Annotated in this window: 14 protein-coding genes; 7 read left to right on the top strand and 7 right to left on the bottom strand. The window is 52.1% G+C overall.

Features of this window, described 5'->3' with window-relative positions; all coding sequences use genetic code 11:
- Window positions 1-115: 115 nt before the first annotated feature.
- On the top strand, window positions 116-2,287 hold the full coding sequence (locus tag IEV97_RS07615; RefSeq protein ID WP_188500896.1) for an IPT/TIG domain-containing protein: 2,172 nt from the start codon (window positions 116-118) through the stop codon (window positions 2,285-2,287).
- Between the two features lie 48 nt (window positions 2,288-2,335).
- Here IEV97_RS07615 and IEV97_RS07610 read toward each other — a convergent pair whose 3' ends face one another.
- Window positions 2,336-2,809: an Hsp20/alpha crystallin family protein gene (locus IEV97_RS07610; protein ID WP_229733840.1), complete on the bottom strand. Its 474-nt coding sequence runs from the start codon at window positions 2,807-2,809 to the stop codon at window positions 2,336-2,338.
- A gap of 604 nt (window positions 2,810-3,413) precedes the next feature.
- On the opposite strand from IEV97_RS07610, the gene IEV97_RS07605 reads away from it, so the two are divergent.
- From IEV97_RS07605 to IEV97_RS07590, 4 genes are all read left to right on the top strand, one after another.
- Complete coding sequence (locus IEV97_RS07605; protein ID WP_229733839.1) at window positions 3,414-4,307, top strand: DUF3667 domain-containing protein; 894 nt, start codon at window positions 3,414-3,416, stop codon at window positions 4,305-4,307.
- 18 nt (window positions 4,308-4,325) lie between these two features.
- Window positions 4,326-5,696 carry a dGTP triphosphohydrolase gene (gene dgt, locus IEV97_RS07600; RefSeq protein ID WP_188500895.1) on the top strand — a complete coding sequence of 457 codons (1,371 nt, stop codon included), beginning with the start codon at window positions 4,326-4,328 and terminating at the stop codon, window positions 5,694-5,696.
- 222 nt (window positions 5,697-5,918) lie between these two features.
- Window positions 5,919-7,256 carry a M16 family metallopeptidase gene (locus tag IEV97_RS07595; protein ID WP_188500894.1) on the top strand — a complete coding sequence of 446 codons (1,338 nt, stop codon included), beginning with the start codon at window positions 5,919-5,921 and terminating at the stop codon, window positions 7,254-7,256.
- An 11-nt stretch (window positions 7,257-7,267) separates the two neighbouring features.
- Complete coding sequence (locus IEV97_RS07590; protein ID WP_188500893.1) at window positions 7,268-9,352, top strand: insulinase family protein; 2,085 nt, start codon at window positions 7,268-7,270, stop codon at window positions 9,350-9,352.
- A 484-nt stretch (window positions 9,353-9,836) separates the two neighbouring features.
- Here the strand turns inward: IEV97_RS07590 and IEV97_RS07585 are convergent, their stop codons facing one another.
- Window positions 9,837-10,748, bottom strand: a complete 912-nt coding sequence (locus IEV97_RS07585; RefSeq protein ID WP_188500892.1) for a DUF72 domain-containing protein — start codon at window positions 10,746-10,748, stop codon at window positions 9,837-9,839.
- Between the two features lie 317 nt (window positions 10,749-11,065).
- Here IEV97_RS07585 and IEV97_RS07580 point away from each other — a divergent pair, with 317 nt between their 5' ends.
- Entirely contained in the window at window positions 11,066-11,710 is a 645-nt protein-coding gene (locus tag IEV97_RS07580; RefSeq protein ID WP_188500891.1) for a septal ring lytic transglycosylase RlpA family protein, read from the top strand.
- 125 nt (window positions 11,711-11,835) lie between these two features.
- On the opposite strand, the gene IEV97_RS07575 is transcribed toward IEV97_RS07580, so the two are convergent.
- The 5 genes from IEV97_RS07575 to IEV97_RS07555 all read right to left on the bottom strand — a co-directional run bounded on the left by IEV97_RS07575 (window position 11,836) and on the right by IEV97_RS07555 (window position 16,563).
- Window positions 11,836-12,543: a DUF4097 family beta strand repeat-containing protein gene (locus IEV97_RS07575; RefSeq protein ID WP_188500890.1), complete on the bottom strand. Its 708-nt coding sequence runs from the start codon at window positions 12,541-12,543 to the stop codon at window positions 11,836-11,838.
- A 27-nt stretch (window positions 12,544-12,570) separates the two neighbouring features.
- Window positions 12,571-13,428 carry a DUF4097 family beta strand repeat-containing protein gene (locus IEV97_RS07570; protein ID WP_229733838.1) on the bottom strand — a complete coding sequence of 286 codons (858 nt, stop codon included), beginning with the start codon at window positions 13,426-13,428 and terminating at the stop codon, window positions 12,571-12,573.
- Window positions 13,429-13,475: 47 nt separating this feature from the next.
- Window positions 13,476-14,264, bottom strand: a complete 789-nt coding sequence (locus tag IEV97_RS07565) for a HEAT repeat domain-containing protein (RefSeq protein WP_188500889.1) — start codon at window positions 14,262-14,264, stop codon at window positions 13,476-13,478.
- On the bottom strand, window positions 14,251-14,763 hold the full coding sequence (locus tag IEV97_RS07560) for a GFO_1088 family ECF-type sigma factor (RefSeq protein ID WP_188500888.1): 513 nt from the start codon (window positions 14,761-14,763) through the stop codon (window positions 14,251-14,253). Before IEV97_RS07560 ends, IEV97_RS07565 begins: the two co-directional genes overlap by 14 nt.
- Before the next feature lie 114 nt (window positions 14,764-14,877).
- Complete coding sequence (locus IEV97_RS07555; RefSeq protein WP_188500887.1) at window positions 14,878-16,563, bottom strand: S41 family peptidase; 1,686 nt, start codon at window positions 16,561-16,563, stop codon at window positions 14,878-14,880.
- Between the two features lie 283 nt (window positions 16,564-16,846).
- Here IEV97_RS07555 and IEV97_RS07550 point away from each other — a divergent pair, with 283 nt between their 5' ends.
- Window positions 16,847-18,493, top strand: coding sequence for a TldD/PmbA family protein (locus IEV97_RS07550; protein ID WP_188500886.1), 1,647 nt, complete (start codon window positions 16,847-16,849; stop codon window positions 18,491-18,493).
- The last annotated feature ends 113 nt before the right edge of the window (window positions 18,494-18,606 follow it).

The raw sequence follows: 18,606 nt of genomic DNA, 5'->3' as shown, positions 1-18,606 counted from the left end.
GGCAGTAAACCGGGCATACCACGGCGCATCCTTTTCCGTAATAGTACGTTATGGCCGCTTTGCAATGCGACATTCTAATTTTACCGACAGTTAAACTGACAATCCGCACCAGTCTATGACCACCATACTCCTAACACCTGACCGCCTGGGGTCGCGAAGCGCTGCCATGTTGTTGGCACTCCTTCTTTCGGTGATTTCCTTTGCAGCACGTGCCTCCGAAGACTTGCACATGGTACCTGTTTCGCTTGAGGAGCGCATCAAAGCAGCCGATATAATTGTAGAAGGCGAAGTGGTGGCCCAGCGTTCGTTCTGGGATGCCCGAAAGGAGCTTATCTATACCGCGCACACTGTCCGGCTTTTCAAGGTTTTCAAGGGGGAGTTGAAGGAGCGCCAGGTAGAGGTGATCACGGATGGTGGCACGGTAGGACTGGCAATGCACACGGTCTCGTCTGCTTTGCAGTTGAGAAAAGGGCAGCAGGGCCTGTTTTTCCTGACCAAGGGCGCGCCTGCAGGTATAGTAGCCAGTGCGGCTTCCGTCATCACCAGGCCATACGCCAGCCGGCAGGGTTTCGTACGCTACGATGTGGAGCGGGGCATCGCGGCCGATCCGTTTAACCAATACAAATCGGTGCAGGAGGTATACCAGACCGTGACGGCGCGCATGGGGCAGCAATACAAAACAGTGGTAGCCAACGACAGGCTGGAGTCAGGTATAAAGGCCCAGCTGAAGCAGGAGAGCACGCAAGCTACGCAGGCGCCGACCGTCACCGGCATTAGCCCGACGCGCACCAGCGCCGGCACCGGAGCGGTACTGACCATTACCGGTACCGGCTTCGGCAGCACCCGCGGAAAAGGATTTGTGGAGTTCCCCAACGCCGACGATGGCGGCACGACCCTGGTGCGCCCCTACGCCTCTGACTATGTGTCCTGGAGCAATACCCAGATCAAAGTAATGGTACCTTCCTATACCGAGACGGGTGGCACAGCCGGAACAGGCCGCGTGAAAGTAACCGCCAATGACGGGACTTCAGGTATGAGCGACGGAACCCTCATCATTGAGTTCGCCTACTCGAACGTAGTGGCCGAGGGTGGCAACACGCCTTTTCAGCCTGCCCTGATCGATGCCAACCAGAAAGGCGGCTATACCATTCAGTTCGCTCCCAGCCTGCAAAGCAGAGCCGCCGCTCAGGAGGGCTTCAGACGCGCCGTAAACAATTGGGTGTGCACCACGAACGTAAACTGGGTGGTGGGAGCGACTACCACAACGGAGAGCGCAGCCGACGACGGCCGCAGCGTTATCCGCTTCGCGCCTTCCTCTGTGACAGGCCAGAGTGTGCTGGCCCGCACCATCAGCAAGTACAGAGGCTGCGTATCCATCAACGGCACCCGCCGCGACACGGTCTTCTGGCTCACCGAGTTCGACATGGAGATCAACAGCAACATCACCTGGCAGTATGGCCCGGGAGGCCCAACCGCCAATCAGTTCGACTTTGAAACCGTGATCCTGCACGAGTTAGGGCATGCGCACCAGCTTGGCCACGTTATTTTGCCGAACACCCTGATGCACTACAATATTGGCCGCCAAAAGCAGATCCGTGACCTGACGCCGCCTGATATAGCCGGGGCCAACCTAGTGCTGAGCCGTAGCCTGGGCCCGCTGGCCTGTGGCGGCCGCTCTCCTATGACACCGAAGCTGGACGGCGACTGTAACCTGGCTTCCGAGATCTTTACCTTTGACGCTTCCTTTTCGAGTGCCGGCGCCGTGAATGTGATCTGGACAACCAGCACGGAGCAAGGCATAGCGCGCTTTGTGGTACAGCGCAGCCAGGATGGACAGCAGTGGGAAGACGTAGGCGAAGTTCCCGCCTCCGGCCAGGCCCGCGACTATACCTTTACAGACAGTGATCCGTTGCCTCGCCGCAGCTATTACCGTCTGCGCGTAGTTTACACAGACAACACGGAAGCTTTCTCGGCACGGGTGCAGGTGCTTAATCCAAGCGATCTGCGTGTTTTCAAGGTATACCCGAACCCGATCGGCCTCACCAGCAATGCCGATGGCACCCCTGGCGAAACCATACGCATCGAGTACCTGGTGCGCAGCTCCTCCGACCTGAGCATGCAGCTGTACGATCTGCAGGGCAGGCTTGTGCGCGACGTGACAGCCACAGTGACTGACGGAACGGACGTTGTCGTGATCAATGTCGCTGACCTGGCATCGGGCACTTATGTGCTGCGCTGGAGCGAAGGCTCAAACAGCGGCGTCACGAAAGTGGTCAAAGTGCAATAAACAGAAAAGGGAGGCCGACGGCCTCCCTTTTCTGTTTCGCCTGGCACCTTACTCGATGCTGACGCGCTTGCGGTTGCCGGCATTTGCCTGCTCCTGCTTTGGTACAGTTATTTTCAGCACGCCCTCTTCGTAGCGCGCCTTTATTTCTTCTGCCTTCACGGCATCTGGCAGCTTGAACGAGCGGCTGAACGAGCTGTAGTTATACTCACGGCGGGTATAGTTATCTTCTTCAGTCGTGCTGTCCTGCTCTTTCTGACTGCTGATCGTCAGCATGCCCTCGTCTATGTCTACTGCAAAATCATCTTTCGCCATACCTGGGGCCGCCAATTCTATGGTATACTCTCTGTCGTTTTCTCGGATATTGGTAGCGGGCATGTTCCGCATGATCTGCCGCCCGATCTGTGCCGGCATGCGTAGCAGGTCGTTCTCAAAAAAGCGATCTACGTCGCTGAAAAAATCTGTGAAGAACGATCTGGGGGCGAGACTCTCACCTCCTGTGCGTTCTTTCTTCATTGGTTTCATAGTGGTACCTCCTTTTGGTTTTGGTTAAACATAATGTGCGAACATCCTTGTCCGGATGGGAGAACTCCACTAATCTCTACGCCTTGATTTTTTTATAGTTTAACCTTGAATAAAAATAAAAAAAGCAACCAGGAACAAATGAATGTTTCTGGTTGCTTTTCAGGATTAAGGTTTGTTTTCAGATGTCAGGGCATATGCTCCAGGAGCGTAAGCGTATACCCGACGCAGGGTTTTGTCAGTAGCTCGCGTGTAGTTTTCATTGCTTGGAAAGGGACAGTCTGTTTTCCATCGCTCGGAATAGGCTCGAGTAACTGTACAAATGTTGTAAAACATTAGCTGCACGAAAAGGAGACTTTACCACAAAAGGTAACTAGCACAAAACACCCAGCCTGATTGATTTTTACTTAAAAACACAGCTCAGAAGCTAACATACACCATTGCCCTGACTTTAAAAACGTAAAAGGTAACATCATAAATCACGTTTACTTTGTTGCAACAATGAATTATTGCGGTAACCATGGATTTTTGCCAAGAAGCCAATGGTAGTTTTATTATAGTGAGTATACTATATTTGACAAGTTAAGCGTACTGCCCGAGCAAGCCTATGGCGAAGAGAAGACGAAAGTTTGTACAATGCCCTAACTGCGGCTATACCTTTGAGGAGGTGAACAACTACTGCCCCAACTGCGGACAGGAAAACCATGACCTGAACGTACCGGTAAAGCACCTGGTAGAGGAGGCGTTTGAAAGCACCTTGCACTATGACACTAAATTCTGGCGCACGTTCAAGTACCTGATCACCCGCCCTGGTTACCTGACCGAAAAATTCAACCTGGGCCAGCGGGCTTCTTACGTTCCTCCATTCAGGCTTTACGTGTTTGTAAGCATCTTTTTCTTTACCACGATCGCTTTGTTTGCCTCGGAGAGTCTTGTAGTCAGTGATGTTGATGGAGCAAAAGCACAGTTGGAGGCGACTAACCCGGACGCCGCCGCCCGGGTAATGCAGGCTGACTCGTTGGCCAGGTCACAGGTCGGTCTCGCTCGCAACGACACCGCATCTGTCATTATCAATAAGGAGGTAGATAACAAGTTCAGAAACTTTCTCAACAACGAAGAACAGGCCCGGCAGAAGCTACTGAAGAACATCTCGTTCATGATGTTTGTGCTGATGCCCTTTTTCGGGTTCATCCTATACCTGTTTTATTGGTCCCAGCGGCGTAATTACGTGGAGCACCTGATGTTCTCTGTTCATTTCCATACCTTTGTGTTCCTGCTGATCATGTTTGCCATACTTGTTGAGGTGGTTTTCAGCAGCTTTGACACCAATGGATGGGTATTTCTAATTAGCATGGCCTATTTGTTTTTCGCGTTGCGCTATGTATACAAGGAATCGTACCTGCGTACGGCAGTTAAACTGCTCCCCATTTTCCTGACTTACCTGGCCTCGCTGGCCATTCTGTTTGTGGCCACCGTTGGTGTCAGCGTCCTGTTCAGTTAATTTATACCCTATTACGACATGAACCTTTCTACCTCCTGGGAACGCTTAATTTCTAAGAAACGCTTCGAAACAACCGACCATAAGTATAGCTCAGACGAATCAGTCCGCGGCGAGTTTCAGCGTGACTACGACCGCATCGTGTTCTCCTCGGCCTTCCGCCGCCTGCAGAACAAGACGCAGGTGATGCCGATGCCCGAGAGCGACTTCGTGCACACCCGCCTCACGCACAGCCTCGAAGCTTCAGTGGTGGGTCGCTCCCTGGGCCGCATCGTGGGCAAAAGCATACTGGAGCGTTACCCGGAACTGACTGGCGACAAAAATATACAGGAAGCTGACTTTGGCGATATTGTAGCGGCTGCCTGCCTGGCGCACGACATCGGCAACCCGCCGTTTGGGCACTCCGGCGAAGACGCCATCTCGGCTTACTTTCTGAGCGAGGAGGCCCAGCCTTTCCTGACCACCCTGACAGAGGCACAAAAATCTGATCTGCAGCGCTTCGAAGGCAATGCAGCTGGCTTCCGGGTACTCACCTATACCTATCCGGCGCACTGCAACCTGCCAGGTGGCCTGAGCCTGACTTACACCACACTGGCTACGTTCACCAAATACCCAAAGGAGTCGCAGCCGGAAATAAAGGGCACTAAAAGCACCAGCGAGAAGAAGTACGGTTTTTTCCAGACAGAGAAGGCCTGGTTCAATACCATCGCGCAGGAACTGGGCTTATTGAATAAAGGATCCGGCGATCAGGTCTTTTTCCAACGTCACCCACTCGCTTTTTTGGTAGAGGCTGCCGACGACATCTGCTACCGCATCATCGACTTTGAAGATGGCCTGAAGCTTGGCCTGGTGCCGCACCAGCAAGGCATAGCCCTGTTGCGCCAGATTCTGAACGACGCCCCAGACCGTGTGTCCAGCCTTACTTTTTATGATTGGCGTGAGGAGATTGGCTATCTGCGTGCCCGCATCATCGGTAAACTCATTCAGGAGACCACCCAGATATTCCTGCAGCACGAAGAAGCCATACTGGTCGGCACGTACGACAAACCGCTCATCAACGAGCTCAGCTGCAAGCCCGTGCTCGACGAGATCAAAAGCCTGTCCATTGAGTTGATCTACCGCAACAAACCCGTGCTGGAAATAGAAGCAGCCGGCTTCGAAGTGCTTGGCGGCCTGCTGGATGCCTGCATGAAGGCCGCTTTCCGTCGGGACTCTAAACACCACCGCAAAATAGCCGACCTCATTCCACCGCACTACCTGCAGCTACCCGAGGGCTCCTCCGACTACGAGCGCATCATCCACATCACCGACTACGTGACCAGCCTCACCGACCAGGCCGCACTCGGCCTGTACCGGAAGATCAAGGGGATTGAATTGCCGAGGATGTATTAGGGTTAAGACCTGCAGTTTGCTATTAAATGCGGCTTAATAAGATTAGGTGTCTAAAATCATTCCTCAAACTCCAATGTTCATCCGCCTCACCACCCCGTTAGTAGAGCAAACATAGGTATTCAGCTATTTGTGCAAAACTCTTTCAGGATTTATACTAATTTTATAGACTTTATAACACAAGTTGTGTGATAACGCATGACTATTCCTAAACCTTTATTCTTTATGAAACGAAAGCTTCTCCTTTGCCTTGTGTGGGTAGCGTCGGGCTTCACGGCCTACGCCCAGACCAAGAGCAATAAGATCGAATTCACGGAGTATACGCTCCCTAACGGGCTGCACGTGATTCTGCACCAGGACAACTCCACGCCGAACGTGGCGGTGTCGGTGCTGTACCATGTGGGCTCTAAAAACGAAGTGAAAGGCCGTACAGGCTTTGCACACTTCTTCGAACACTTGATGTTTGAAGGTACCGAGAACATTGAGCGTGGCCAGTATATGAACATGGTGCAGGCTGCCGGTGGCTCCCTCAATGCTAATACATCGTTTGACCGCACTTACTATTACGAGCTGTTGCCTTCTAACCAACTGGCCCTTGGCCTTTGGATGGAAGCTGAGCGTATGGTAGGCGCTAAAGTAGATGAAGTGGGCGTGGAGACGCAACGTAAAGTGGTGCAGGAAGAGAAGCGCATGCGCGTGGACAACCAGCCGTACGGTACTATCCTGGAGAACACTTTCGGCCTTGCCTATACCGAACACCCTTACAAAATCACGCCGATCGGCACATTCGAGGACCTGAACAACGCCAAAATCGAGGAGTTCCGCGATTTTTATAAGACCTTCTACGTGCCAAACAACGCCACGCTTTCGATTGCCGGCGACATCAAGATCGACGAGACAAAGAAGCTGATTGAGCAGTATTTCGCTAAGATCCCTAAAGGCACCAAGGAGGTTCCAAGACCAAACGTGGTGGAGCCGGCTCAGACCGAAGAGCGCCGCAAGGTTGTGTATGACAACATCCAGCTGCCGGCCGTAATCCAGGCCTACCACATCCCGGCACAGGGCACTGAAGACCATTATGCCCTGTCTATGCTGACCACCCTGCTTTCCGGCGGCAAGAGTGCCCGTATGCCGAAGGCTATCGTGGACAAGCAGCAGAAAGCAGTTGCAGCCCTTTCTATCCCTTTCCCAACCGAAGACCCTGGCTTGTTCCTGACCTATGCCATTGCCAATATGGGCGTGGACGTGAAGGACCTGGAAGCCGCTGTGGATGCTGAGATCGAGCTTGTGAAAAAAGAGCTGATCAGTGAGCGCGAGTTCCAGAAACTGCGCAACCAGATGGAGAGCCAGTTTGTGCAGCAAAACAGCACCGTGGCCGGCCGTGCCGAGAACCTGGCCAACTACCACGTGTACTACGGCGACGCTAACCTGATCAACAACGAGATTGACCGCTACATGAAGGTGACGAAAGAAGACATTCAGCGCGTGGCCAATAAGTACCTCACCAAGAACAACCGCGTGGTGTTGCACTACCTGCCAAAGTCAGCTCAACAAAGCAATTAATTTAGATTATCATGAAGAGAATATACAACATACTCCTGCTGATGCTGGCGCTCACCACGGTGGCCACAGCACAGACAAAACAAACGCCTCCTCCGGCTGGTCCGGCCCCTAAAATCGAGCTGGGCAAGTACGAGCACTTCACCCTGAAAAACGGCTTGAAGGTATACGTGGTGGAAAACCACAAACTGCCAGTCGTGAATATGTCGCTGGTGCTGGACCGCGACCCGATTCTGGAAAGTGACAAGGCGGGCTATGTGAACATGGCGGGCCAGATGATGCGCACAGGCACCAAAACCCGCAGCAAAGACCAGTTCGACGAGCAGGTTGACTTTATCGGCGCGAACCTTTCGTTCAACTCCACCGGTTTCAGCGCTTCTTCGCTTAAGAAGAACCTACCTACCCTGCTTGACCTGACAGCTGACGCTCTGTTGAACCCGAACTTCACACAAGAAGAACTCGACAAGGTGAAAAAGCAGATGCTGGCCAACCTGGCTTCTGAAAAGGATAACCCGGACGCTATTGCCGGCAAGATTCGCAACACACTGCTTTTCGGCAAGAACCACCCGAATGGCGAGCTGACTACTGAGAAATCAATTGAAAACATCACGCTGGCTGATGTGCAGAACTACTATAACACGTACTACCGTCCGAACATCGGTTACCTGGCTGTGGTAGGTGATGTGACGCCAAAAGAAATGAAAAAACTGCTGAACAAGTCGTTTGGCAAGTGGAAAAAAGGCAATGTACCTAGCCACAACTACGACTTGCCGAAGCACGATGGCAAAACCCAGGTAGTAATTGTAGACCGCCCAAGCGCCGTGCAAAGTGTGCTTTCGTTCACAAACCCTGTACAAATGAAGCCAGGTGCGGAAGATTATGTGGCAACCCAGGTGATGAACACCATTCTGGGTGGCGGCAGCACAGCCCGTCTGTTTATGAACCTGCGTGAGAAGAACGGCTATACCTACGGCGCTTACTCTACGCTTTCGTCTGACAAGATCCTGGGTCGTTTCAATGCTTCTGCCAGCGTACGCAACGCCGTAACGGATAGTGCCACAGCAGAGTTTATGAAAGAATTCAACGACATCAGAACCAAGCAGGTAACGGACAAAGAACTGGCCTATGCCAAAGCCTACATCACAGGCAACTTCGCCCGCGGCCTGGAGAATCCGGGTACTGTGGCCATGTACGCCATCTCGACTGCCCGCTACAACCTGCCTGCCGACTACTATGCCAACTATCTGAAGAAGGTTGAGTCTATCACCGCGGCTGATGTGCAGCGTGTGGCGCAGAAGTACGTACATCCTGACCAGCTTTACATTCTGGCCGTTGGCAATGCTAAGGACATCGCTGACAAGCTGGTGGCGTTCGATAAAGATGACAGCAACATTACTTACTTCGACGCGACAGGCGAGAAAGTAGATATGGCGGCCGCCAAAGCGGTTCCGACAGATGTGACGGCTGATCAGCTTATCGCGAAATACATTAAGGCCATTGGCGGCAAAGCGAACATCGAGAAAGTGAAAGATGTGACGGTGACCATGAACGCGAGCATACAGGGTATGGCGCTTACTTTCAAGCAGCAGCAAAAAGGTGCTGACAAAATGCTGATTCAGATCCTGATGAACAACAGCCCGATGCAGCGCGTGATCATCAACGGCGATAAAGGCAAGATGGAAGCTCCGATGCAAGGCCTGAACAAAGACATGACCGCCGAGGAGCTTGCTTCTTCTAAAGCGGAGTCTGACATGTTCTCTATGACTCGTTTCGAGAAATTTGGCATTAAGACTGCCGTGACCGGTCAGGAGAAAGTAGATGGCGCTGAAGCTTACATTGTAGAAGCTACAGCCACAAATGGCCAGAAGACACTGCATTACTTTGACAAGGCAACAGGCCTGCTTCTAAAAGATGTGAAGAACATGCAGACGCCACAGGGCGCTATCACGCAAACCAAGAGCTACAAGAACTACAAAGAAGTAGACGGCGTGAAATACCCACACGTGATCGAGACTGTGGTTGGTCCGCAGGTGATCAAAGCGGAGGTGCAAAGCGTGGAAGTTAACAAAGGCATCAGCGACGACAACTTCAAAATCTAATACCCTTTACCCAATAACCCAAAGCAAAGCGGCGTGCCCATCTGGACACGCCGCTTTTTTTGTTTCAGCTATACCTTGAGTCAGGTATAAAAGGTATAAAATGCCAGGAGCGCAGGTATAGCAACTTACCTGTTTATACATGCTATACCTGCCCCTGCGGTCCAGTCCAGTAGCTAACTCGAGATCATAGGTACGAGCTTGAAACCCTATCCTGTCCCATGCCTCTTCTAGAATGGACCTTAGTGCTAAGGAACTGTCCCCTTGAGGGGACCACAGGGGTGTAAAGCTACGCAGCGGGCGGCATGTGCGCTCCGATGCTGGTAAATCAACCGAAGTAGACACCCCTATAATCCCCTCAAGGGGATAATCCACTACTACTGCCGGCACTGGTTATCCTAAAAAGTCGAATCCCAAAAAAGATTTTTAGGCAAGTTAAGGTTTCAAACCCGCACCAGCGAAAGACGAGCTTGTATAAAGTCAGATATTAGAACAACTCCCCCTGTACCACCTGCACAAACTTTTTCGGCGGCTTTACGTCTAGTCCGCATACCTTGTTGAGTTGGTTAATCAGGTAGGTGGCCAGCTCGGGCGACGTGGTGTTGTCGGGCTCGTGCACGAAGAAATAAAGCTCCTGCAGTCCGGCCTCGAGCCATACCTTAATTCTTGATACCCAGTCGTCGATGCGGGTATAGTCGGTGGGGTGCAAGCCGTTGCCCACAAAGCGCACCATAGCCGTCGGGGTCGTCAGGCGCATGTGCAGCACGTCGCGCCGGCCTGAAACGTCCGTTAGCACCGTGCTCACCCGAAACTTCTCCAGCACTTCAAACAGCTCCAGTGAAGCGACGTTGTCCACGAACCAGTCGGGGTGGCGGAGTTCGATGGCCAAGGGTACACTCTCAGGTATGTACTGCACAAATTTCTCCAAATCTTTAAGCTGATTCGGTCCGAAATAGGGTGGCAGTTGCAGGAAAGAGCAGCCCAGTTTATCCTCTAACCCGGCGATGGCCTCGCAGAAGGTAGCCGTAAGGTCGAGCGAACTCACAAGCGGCCCTTCGTGGCTGATGAGCTGCGGAAACTTGGGGCAGAAGGTAAAGCCCTGCGGCACGGAATTTCGCCAGCGCTCGATGGTGTCGGGACCGGGGATGTGGTAGTGCGTGCTGTTGAGCTCGATGGTATTGAACTGCTTGCCATACCAGAGCAGCGACTCTTTCTCCTTTATGCCTGCCGGATAGTACTCGCCCACCCAGGCCTTGTTCACCCACACAGGCAGGCCGATGTATACCCTGGGTTTTTTGTAGCGCTTGCTATACCTGTTTAACAGCGGCAAGGTATCAGGGTGGTCGGTTGGCAAGGCAAAGTCGACGCGGCTGATATCGGGGAGTTTTCCAAAGTCCATGGCACTATGCTTTTATAAAGTATACGCTTGGGTAGAATTTTGCGCTCAAACAAAATATACCACCAAAAGTTCCCGTTTAAACTCCAGCTATGACTGAAAACAAAATATTTTTTCGGGCATAGCAAATTAATTAATCGCTATAATAATATATGAAAATATGCTCATATAAGCTAAAATCAAGCTTTTTGACTTTACAGCCCTTATAGCGATTATTTGAGGCAGCGCGTATCCCCCTATAACCAAGGCCGTGATATGGCGTATAAGGCCTCATTTGAAAATATTTCCGTATCTTTGCGGATTCACCAACCAAAAACTATATGAAGAACGATAGAAAGTGCATTCTCTTAACAGTAATCATTTTTCTATTTATCGGAGTTAGTCAACCAACTTTCGCACAAAGCAACGACAAAACCCAAGTGGGAGCCGCCTCCTGGTACGGCAGCAAATACCACGGCAGAAAAACCAGCAGCGGCGAGCGCTACAACAAAAACGAGATGACCGCCGCGCACAAAACCCTTCCTTTCGGCACCATGGTCAAAGTGACCAACCCAGCCAACGACAAGTCTGTCATCCTGCGCATCAACGACCGCGGCCCATTTGTGGGCAAACGCATCATTGATGTGTCGGAAGCAGCGGCCCGCAAACTGGGAATGCATTCGGAAGGAGTGGCTAAAGTAAAGGTAGAGGTGCTCGACAAGAGTGACCTGGCAGCTGCGACAGCAGAAGCGAAGCCAGGAGCCTATACCATCCAGACGGCAGCCAACCACCAGCAGGCTGAGGCGCTCAGCCGTAAACTCAAGGCCTTTGACAAGCACCTGCCCTTGGAGATGGCCGAGGAGCGGGTAAATGGCCGAAAAGTAGTGCTGCTGAAAGCCGGCAGGTTTAACAGCAGAAACGAAGCCGAAGCCTTCAACGAGTTACTCGAAGAAGAAGGCCTGGCAGGAAAGGTTAGCGAAGCCTAAACGACTAATAATTACTGATAAGCAAAAAGCGGGATGCCATGGTATGGTATCCCGCTTTTTTGGTTTCAAGCACCTCTTACGATCGCAGATGCCGGTTCACAAAACGATCACTCTTCTGCCTATACCTAGTCCTTTTTCCGGAAGTAGATGTCGTTGCTGATGCTCTCTAATTTGATGGGGGAGCCGCCGCCGCTCACATTGCCTTTCAACTCATACCCTACCATAGGCGCTTTCTGCTTCTTGTCTGCCAGGTCGATGGCCAGATCGGAGTAAACTTCGCCTGTGATGGTTTTCAGGGCTACAGCAGCGCCTTTGTTCGAAGCCCAGTTCATGTCCACAAAACCGCTGATGGATTTGGCGCTTACCGGGCCGTTCAACCCTCTCAGCTCTATGTTTCCGTTAATGGTTTCCACGGTCAGGTCAGCATTGGCCGGAAGGAAGATCTCATAATTGATCTTGGCACAGATAAAATTACGGTCGCCGTTCTTGCTGACATTGTATTGGCTGTAGTTATTGTCCGGGCAGTCCGCTGCCTGTCCGTTCTTGGTTAGCTTTTCGTCCAGGTCTACCTTTACGCGGGCGCTGGTATTGTCGGTCTCAAAACCCAGCTGCAGGGCCTCGTTCAGCTTGCCGCTGTTTATCTCGTAGGTTACTTTGATATAGGCCTCTTTCTTATTCCAGGAACTGATCTTGATGTCTTCGCCGAACCTAAGGTTCAGTTCTACTTTGTTATTCGCGGGCACGGCCAGGGTCCGCTCCACTGTCTTGCTTTGGGCCTGCACACCCGCTATTGCTACCAGCCACAGGAGGGCAATTGTCCATATCTTTTTCATAGTTCTGGAAGTTTATGATGTCTTTATCTATTTGCTCTTGCGGATGTACATGTCGCCGCTGATGGTATACAGGTTCATCTCCACGCCACCGCCATTGGTTTTACCGTCGATGTTACTGCCGCCGGTCACACGCGGAAGATTGCTCTTCGGGTCTTTGGCAATGTTCATATCGAAGTCTGAGTAGATTTCGCCCTGTATGGTTTTCAGCTTGAAGTTCGCCTTTGTGTTGGCTGGCAGGTGGATGTCCACAGTGCCTGCCACCGTGGAGATGGCGCTCGGCTTGGACTGGTTCAGGCTCGAGAACTTGATCACCATGTCGCTGCTGGTGGCATTGGCCACAACCGGACCCGTAATATTGGAGAGGGTGGCGTTTCCATTGTTCAACTTAAGCTCGATCTCACCTTGTAAGTCCGTAATGCTAAGGTCACCACCCATCCAGTTAGTCTCTTCATACATGACAGATGCATTCTTAGGCACCCGGATGGTATACTTGCCATCCTGTCTGGAGGCTTTCGTAACGGTCAGCGTGTTGCCTTCTTTACCGACGAACAATCCCAATCCTGTGTTATCCTCCGCCTGGTTATACAGGGGTTTCAATCCGGCAGCACGGGCGGGAGGAGCCTGATAGCTGGCAGCCTCTATCACAACCTCGTCTGAGTTGTGCCCAATGACCTTTACATCGCTGTTGTGCATCATGATGACCACCTTGTTGCCCTTGCTGTTGCCTAGCTTGCTTTTGTAGACAAGCGGTTTGTCCTGCAGGGTCTCTTCCGGATCGATAGTCCCGGCTATTGTAGTGGTATGGGTTTCATTTCCTTTGTGCGCATGTGTTGGCGCCGCGGAGAGCAGAAGACAGGCAACTGCTACTAGTGTTAATCTTTTCATATGGCTCTAGTGGTAAGTAATATCTTTTGTTTTGATAATGTGTCTTGTTACATCAGGATGCCCAGCCCTTCTGCGGCCTTGCTTTTCACGATAGGGAGCAGGTCTTTTCGGTTCGCCATTTCCTCCAGCTCGCTAACTGCTTCTTTTCCTTTGATGCTGACCAGCATGTCGATCAGGGTGAGCTGCATGATCGGGTCTGTCTGCAGTTTCAGCGACTCAACCAAAGCCTGGCGTACTGCTTTTTTGTGGCTGAACTTATAAAGTGCTTCAGAGGCGGCCACCCGCACATTCACGTTCGGGTCCTGGTTCATGGTCGTGATCAGCACCTGAATGATCTCGTCGGGCTGCTCCGTATCAAACTCCTGGCTGACCAGCTGGATGCGCTCACTAGCAGAGGTTCCTGTGGTCATCACCAGCTTCATCTCTTCTACTTCTTCTCTGAGGGCGGCTATTTCAGCATTCTGCTCTGGCGCTATACCTTGGTTATAGTTCCGGCCCAGCCAGAAGGCTCCCAGGATAAAGATGATACCCGCCGCCACACGCCAGTAGGTGGCGTACTCCTGCAGGATTGGGAAGAACACTTGTTTTCCTTTTGGCTGCTGCTTCACTTCCTCCTCCTGCTCGATCTTCTCAAACAGCCAGTCGTCTGACAGCACTCTAATGGATTGCTCCTGCTGCTGTTTGGCGTAGTACTGAAATGGGGCAGCATGGGCCTTCAGGTGCTCGGGCAAGTCTGATGCTTCGTTAAAGAACGCTCGCAGCTCCTTTTCCTCGGCCACTGTCGTTTCGCCTTCGTAGTACTTCTGCAGCAGTTCTTCTATGTTATCCAATTTCATAATTCTCCAGTTTTAAAAAGCCATCCCGTACGCTTTTGCGGGCCCTTGACAGGATCACCCGCAGGTTGTTCACGGTCAGGCTGGTGATCTGCTCTATTTCTTCAAAGGAGTACCCTTCCACATCCCGCAGGTGCAGCACCAGTTTCTGCTGTTCGGGCAGGGCTGCCAGCAGCTTCTGCACATTGCTCATGCTGTCTGTCAGCTCCGAGTGCTGGTAGGGGTTCATATCTCCTGAGCTTAGGTCTATACCTGTCACGTCAACCATCTGCTTTCGTATGCTTGCCTTCAGCTTGTCCAGGCAGAGGTTTTTGGTGATGGTCATCGCAAAGGCCTCTACACTGTTATAAGCATCCAGCTTGTCTTTCTGGGTCCAGAGTTTGAGGAATACATCCTGCAGGATATCCTCCGCTTCATCTTTGTCGTGAAGCAGGAACAGCGCAAGCCGGTAGAGCTTTTGCTTCGCAGGAAGTACCTTTATTTTAAACTCTTGCAGATCCATTCAATTACAAAGACGACCTAGGTTGGGAAACATTACAGCATATTATCAAAATTTTGCCTGTGCAAGGTATAGCAGCCTCTTCTTTCTTTTTAAGACACTGCGTACCAGGATGTTTCATCCTTTAGAAGGCATCTTTTTGATGGCCGACAACAGTTCTTTTGCCTGCTTATCGGCAGGTTGTAGCTGAATCGCCTTCTCAAGCATGGCCACTGCCTTTTGCCGTTCTTCACTTAGCAAGTGTGCCTTTGCCAGCCCGACCAACGGCCAGGCCTCCTCTTTGTACCGACTACTGATGTGGCTGTACCAGGCAATGGCATCGGGTGATTTGTTAGCTTGCAGTAAGTACTCTCCGAAACTCTTCTCTGCCTGGTTGACCGCTTCGCTATCGGCCCGAGCATCCTGCACGGCCCGGAAGTAGACCCAGGTAGCTGAGCGAAAGCCCGCATTTTCATATACCTGCTGCATCACATTGGCTATTGTGTTGTTCTGGGGCATCTGCAGTACTGCTTCCAGCGCAGGATCTCTTCCCGCCAGGTAGTCTCTTGAGGTATAGCCGACAGGAATATCGGGCGCTGTCCAGGGCCGCTTTTCGTCCCCATCCCAGTCGCGCCAGTAAATGGTGGACACCCGTATGGTCAGTTTGCTGTTGGGCAGCTGCATTTTTCTGGAGTCGCCGTAGGCGCTGGGCGAGGAGCCCGATGGCTCTCCCACAAAGAGGGTATTAGTATAATATTCCAGGTCATTGGCCAGCATCTGCGCAGCCGAGAAGGTCTCCCGACCGATCAGGGTATAGAGTTTACCAAACCGGTTGACCTGCTCCGACCGTGCCAGGGCCAGCACCAGGGAACGGTTGAGATGATTGTTTCCGCCAGGATTATACCGCAGATCGAGCACCAGCTTCTCAACTGGAAAGCCGGTGACGATGCGCTCTATCTGTGCGACAAAAGCCGCCAGCGACTCTTCTTCCTTGTCGTTGCTTTCATTCAGCTGCACGTACAGCGTCTTTTCTTTCTCCAGCATGTGGAGCCAGAACTTTTCCTTTCTGTTCCACTGGCTCAAAGGCGCTGCTATACCTAGTGCCTCACTTGCCCCGACAAAGTATACCTGCTTGAATTGCGGGATTGAAGAGAGCACAATATCTGTCGTAGCTCCATCCCGTGTCTTTACTTTGAATACTACCTCCTCCGAATCGTCGGCTATACCTAGCGCTGCCAGAAATTCAGGTACTACCAGAAAGGTGGGGGCCAGCTGCTTGAAGCCCATCTCGTTATCATAATGCACGACGGGCCTTACCTTCTCTAGTACTTCTTTTACGGTTATGTTTCCGATCTGTAGCACCTCTGCTCCCACCAGGTGCATCAGTTCAGGCGTAGTTTCCCGGATAAACAGGCCATCGTCGAAAAGGGCGAGCTTCACAGGCAGGTGGTTCAGAAACAAACTGGAGTCAGCCGGAGGCGGAGTGGAGGAGTGCGCCCGGCTGTAGGCCACCGCCATGTCCTGCGGTAGGGTCAGGCGGGTATGGCCATCACCGATCACAGCGACCAGCCGCGTCAGGCTTACCATAATTTCATGATCCTGCAGTTTAGGAACCTGTGCGTGCAGTACTGCTACGGCGCTGTCGAACTCCTGCTGCGACACCTTGTTATAGGAAGACCGGTGCATTTTGGGCATTTGCTCGGCCAGCGCTTTGACGTCTTGTTGCCATTGGGCCACACTTAGCACCTTGGGCTGGGCCTGAACCAGGCTATGCGCGAGCAGCATCAATAGAACGCTGCAGCCGGTTAAGAATCGATTCTCCATAGTAACAAAGTCAGGTATAAACGCAAGGCACAGAAACCGCGGCTGACCCTCCTATGAAAGAGACGACACAGCATCAGAAACATTACACTGACTCTTTTACTAAGCTTTGGGCATCACAAAATTTTGCTTGAGTGAGACTTGTCTGATAGAGCAGAACCCCCGGTTTATCGATTAAAATGCCCTATATAGCTTTTAACTGGTAGCTGCACTTTGATTTAAGCATGCAAATGCCTAAACTTAGTTACCTAAAACTAAACTTCTCTAAACCTTAACTTAAAAGAACTTGAAAAGACGTCATTTTATCGAGCTATCGGCGCTCGGGTTTGGTGGGCTCATGCTGCCTTCCATACCTGTTTTCGGCGATATCATCTCACCCGAGAGAGCGCTGGAACAGGTGGACCCTGCCCTGAAAAAGCGATTGGCAGATGTAGCTTTGAATACAGCCAAGTCAAGCGGCGCCTCCTATGCCGATGTGCGCATAGGCCGCTACCTGCAGCAGTATGTTTTCACGCGTGAGAAGCAGGTGCAGAACATCGTGAACGCCGAGTCTTATGGCGTGGGCGTGCGGGTGCTGGCCAACGGCACCTGGGGCTTTGCCGCCACGTCCGACGTGAGCGACAAAGGTATAGCAAAGGCTGCAAACGAGGCGGTGGCTATTGCTAAAGCTAACGCCAAACTGCAGAAAGAGCCGGTAAGACTGGCGCCTGTGAAGAGCTACGGCGAAGTGAGTTGGAAAACGCCGATCGAGAAAAACTCCTTTGAGGTGCCGATCAACGAGAAAGCCGACCTGCTGTTGGCCGCCAACGCCAAGGCGATGGAGAACGGAGCCAGCTTCGTGAACTCAGCGCTCTTCCAGGTAAACGAGCAGAAGTATTTTGCCTCCACCGATGGTTCTTATATCGACCAGGACATCCACCGCATCTGGCCAAACTTCACGGTAACTGCCGTGGACAAAGCCAGTGGTAAGTTCAGAACCCGTGAGGCCCTGAGCGCACCAATGGGAATGGGCTGGGAATACATGGTACCAAAAGCCAGTGAGAAGATTAAAGGACCGGAAGGCACTGGCCTGATGGGCTACCGCTACGCTTACGACATGCTCGAGGACGCCGCCCTGGCCGCCAAACAGGCCAAGGAAAAACTGACAGCCAAGTCAGTGGCCGCTGGCAAGTATGACCTTATCCTGGACCCGAACCACCTCGGCCTGACCATCCACGAGTCGGTGGGTCACCCGCTGGAGCTCGACCGCGTGCTGGGCTACGAGGCCAACTACGCCGGTACCTCCTTCGCTACCCTCGACAAGTGGAAATCCAAGAAATTCAAGTACGGCTCCGACAAGGTGCACATCTTCGCAGACAAGACCCAAAAGGGCTCGCTTGGCCTGGTAGGCTGGGACGACGAAGGCGTGAAAACCAAACAGTGGGACCTCATCAAAGACGGTATTCTGGTGAATTACCAGGCCATCCGTGACCAGGCGCACATCATCAACGAGCCGGAGTCACATGGCTGCTGCTATGCCGACAACTGGAGCTCGGTGCAGTTCCAGCGTATGCCGAACGTGTCGCTGTCGCCAGGCAAGCAGAAGATGAACGTGGACCAGCTTATTTCAGGCGTCGACAAAGGCATCTACATTGCGGGTCGTGGCTCTTATTCCATAGACCAGCAGCGCTACAACTTCCAGTTTGGCGGCACGGTGTTCTACGAGATCAGCAAAGGCAAGATTGTGGGTATGCTGGAAGACGTGGCCTACCAGAGCAACACGCAAGAATTCTGGAACTCCTGCGCAGGCTCCTGCGACGAAAGCGACTACCGCCTGTTCGGTTCGTTCTTCGATGGCAAGGGCCAGCCAAGCCAGGTAAGCGCCGTATCGCATGGCTCTGCCCACACCCGCTTCAATGGCGTGAACGTGATCAATACGGCTCGTAAAATCTAAATTAGTTAAGCGTTAAAAGTTATTGAGTTATGAGTTCACATCCACGGACTCTTACTCAGCCATAAGCCCTGCTGACAGGTATAGCTGAAAATACCTGTTACCGCTTATCAACT

Origin of the sequence: Pontibacter amylolyticus, from assembly GCF_014638845.1 — a bacterium.
GTDB lineage: Bacteria > Bacteroidota > Bacteroidia > Cytophagales > Hymenobacteraceae > Pontibacter > Pontibacter amylolyticus.
This window is presented reverse-complemented; position numbering and strand designations above follow the sequence as displayed.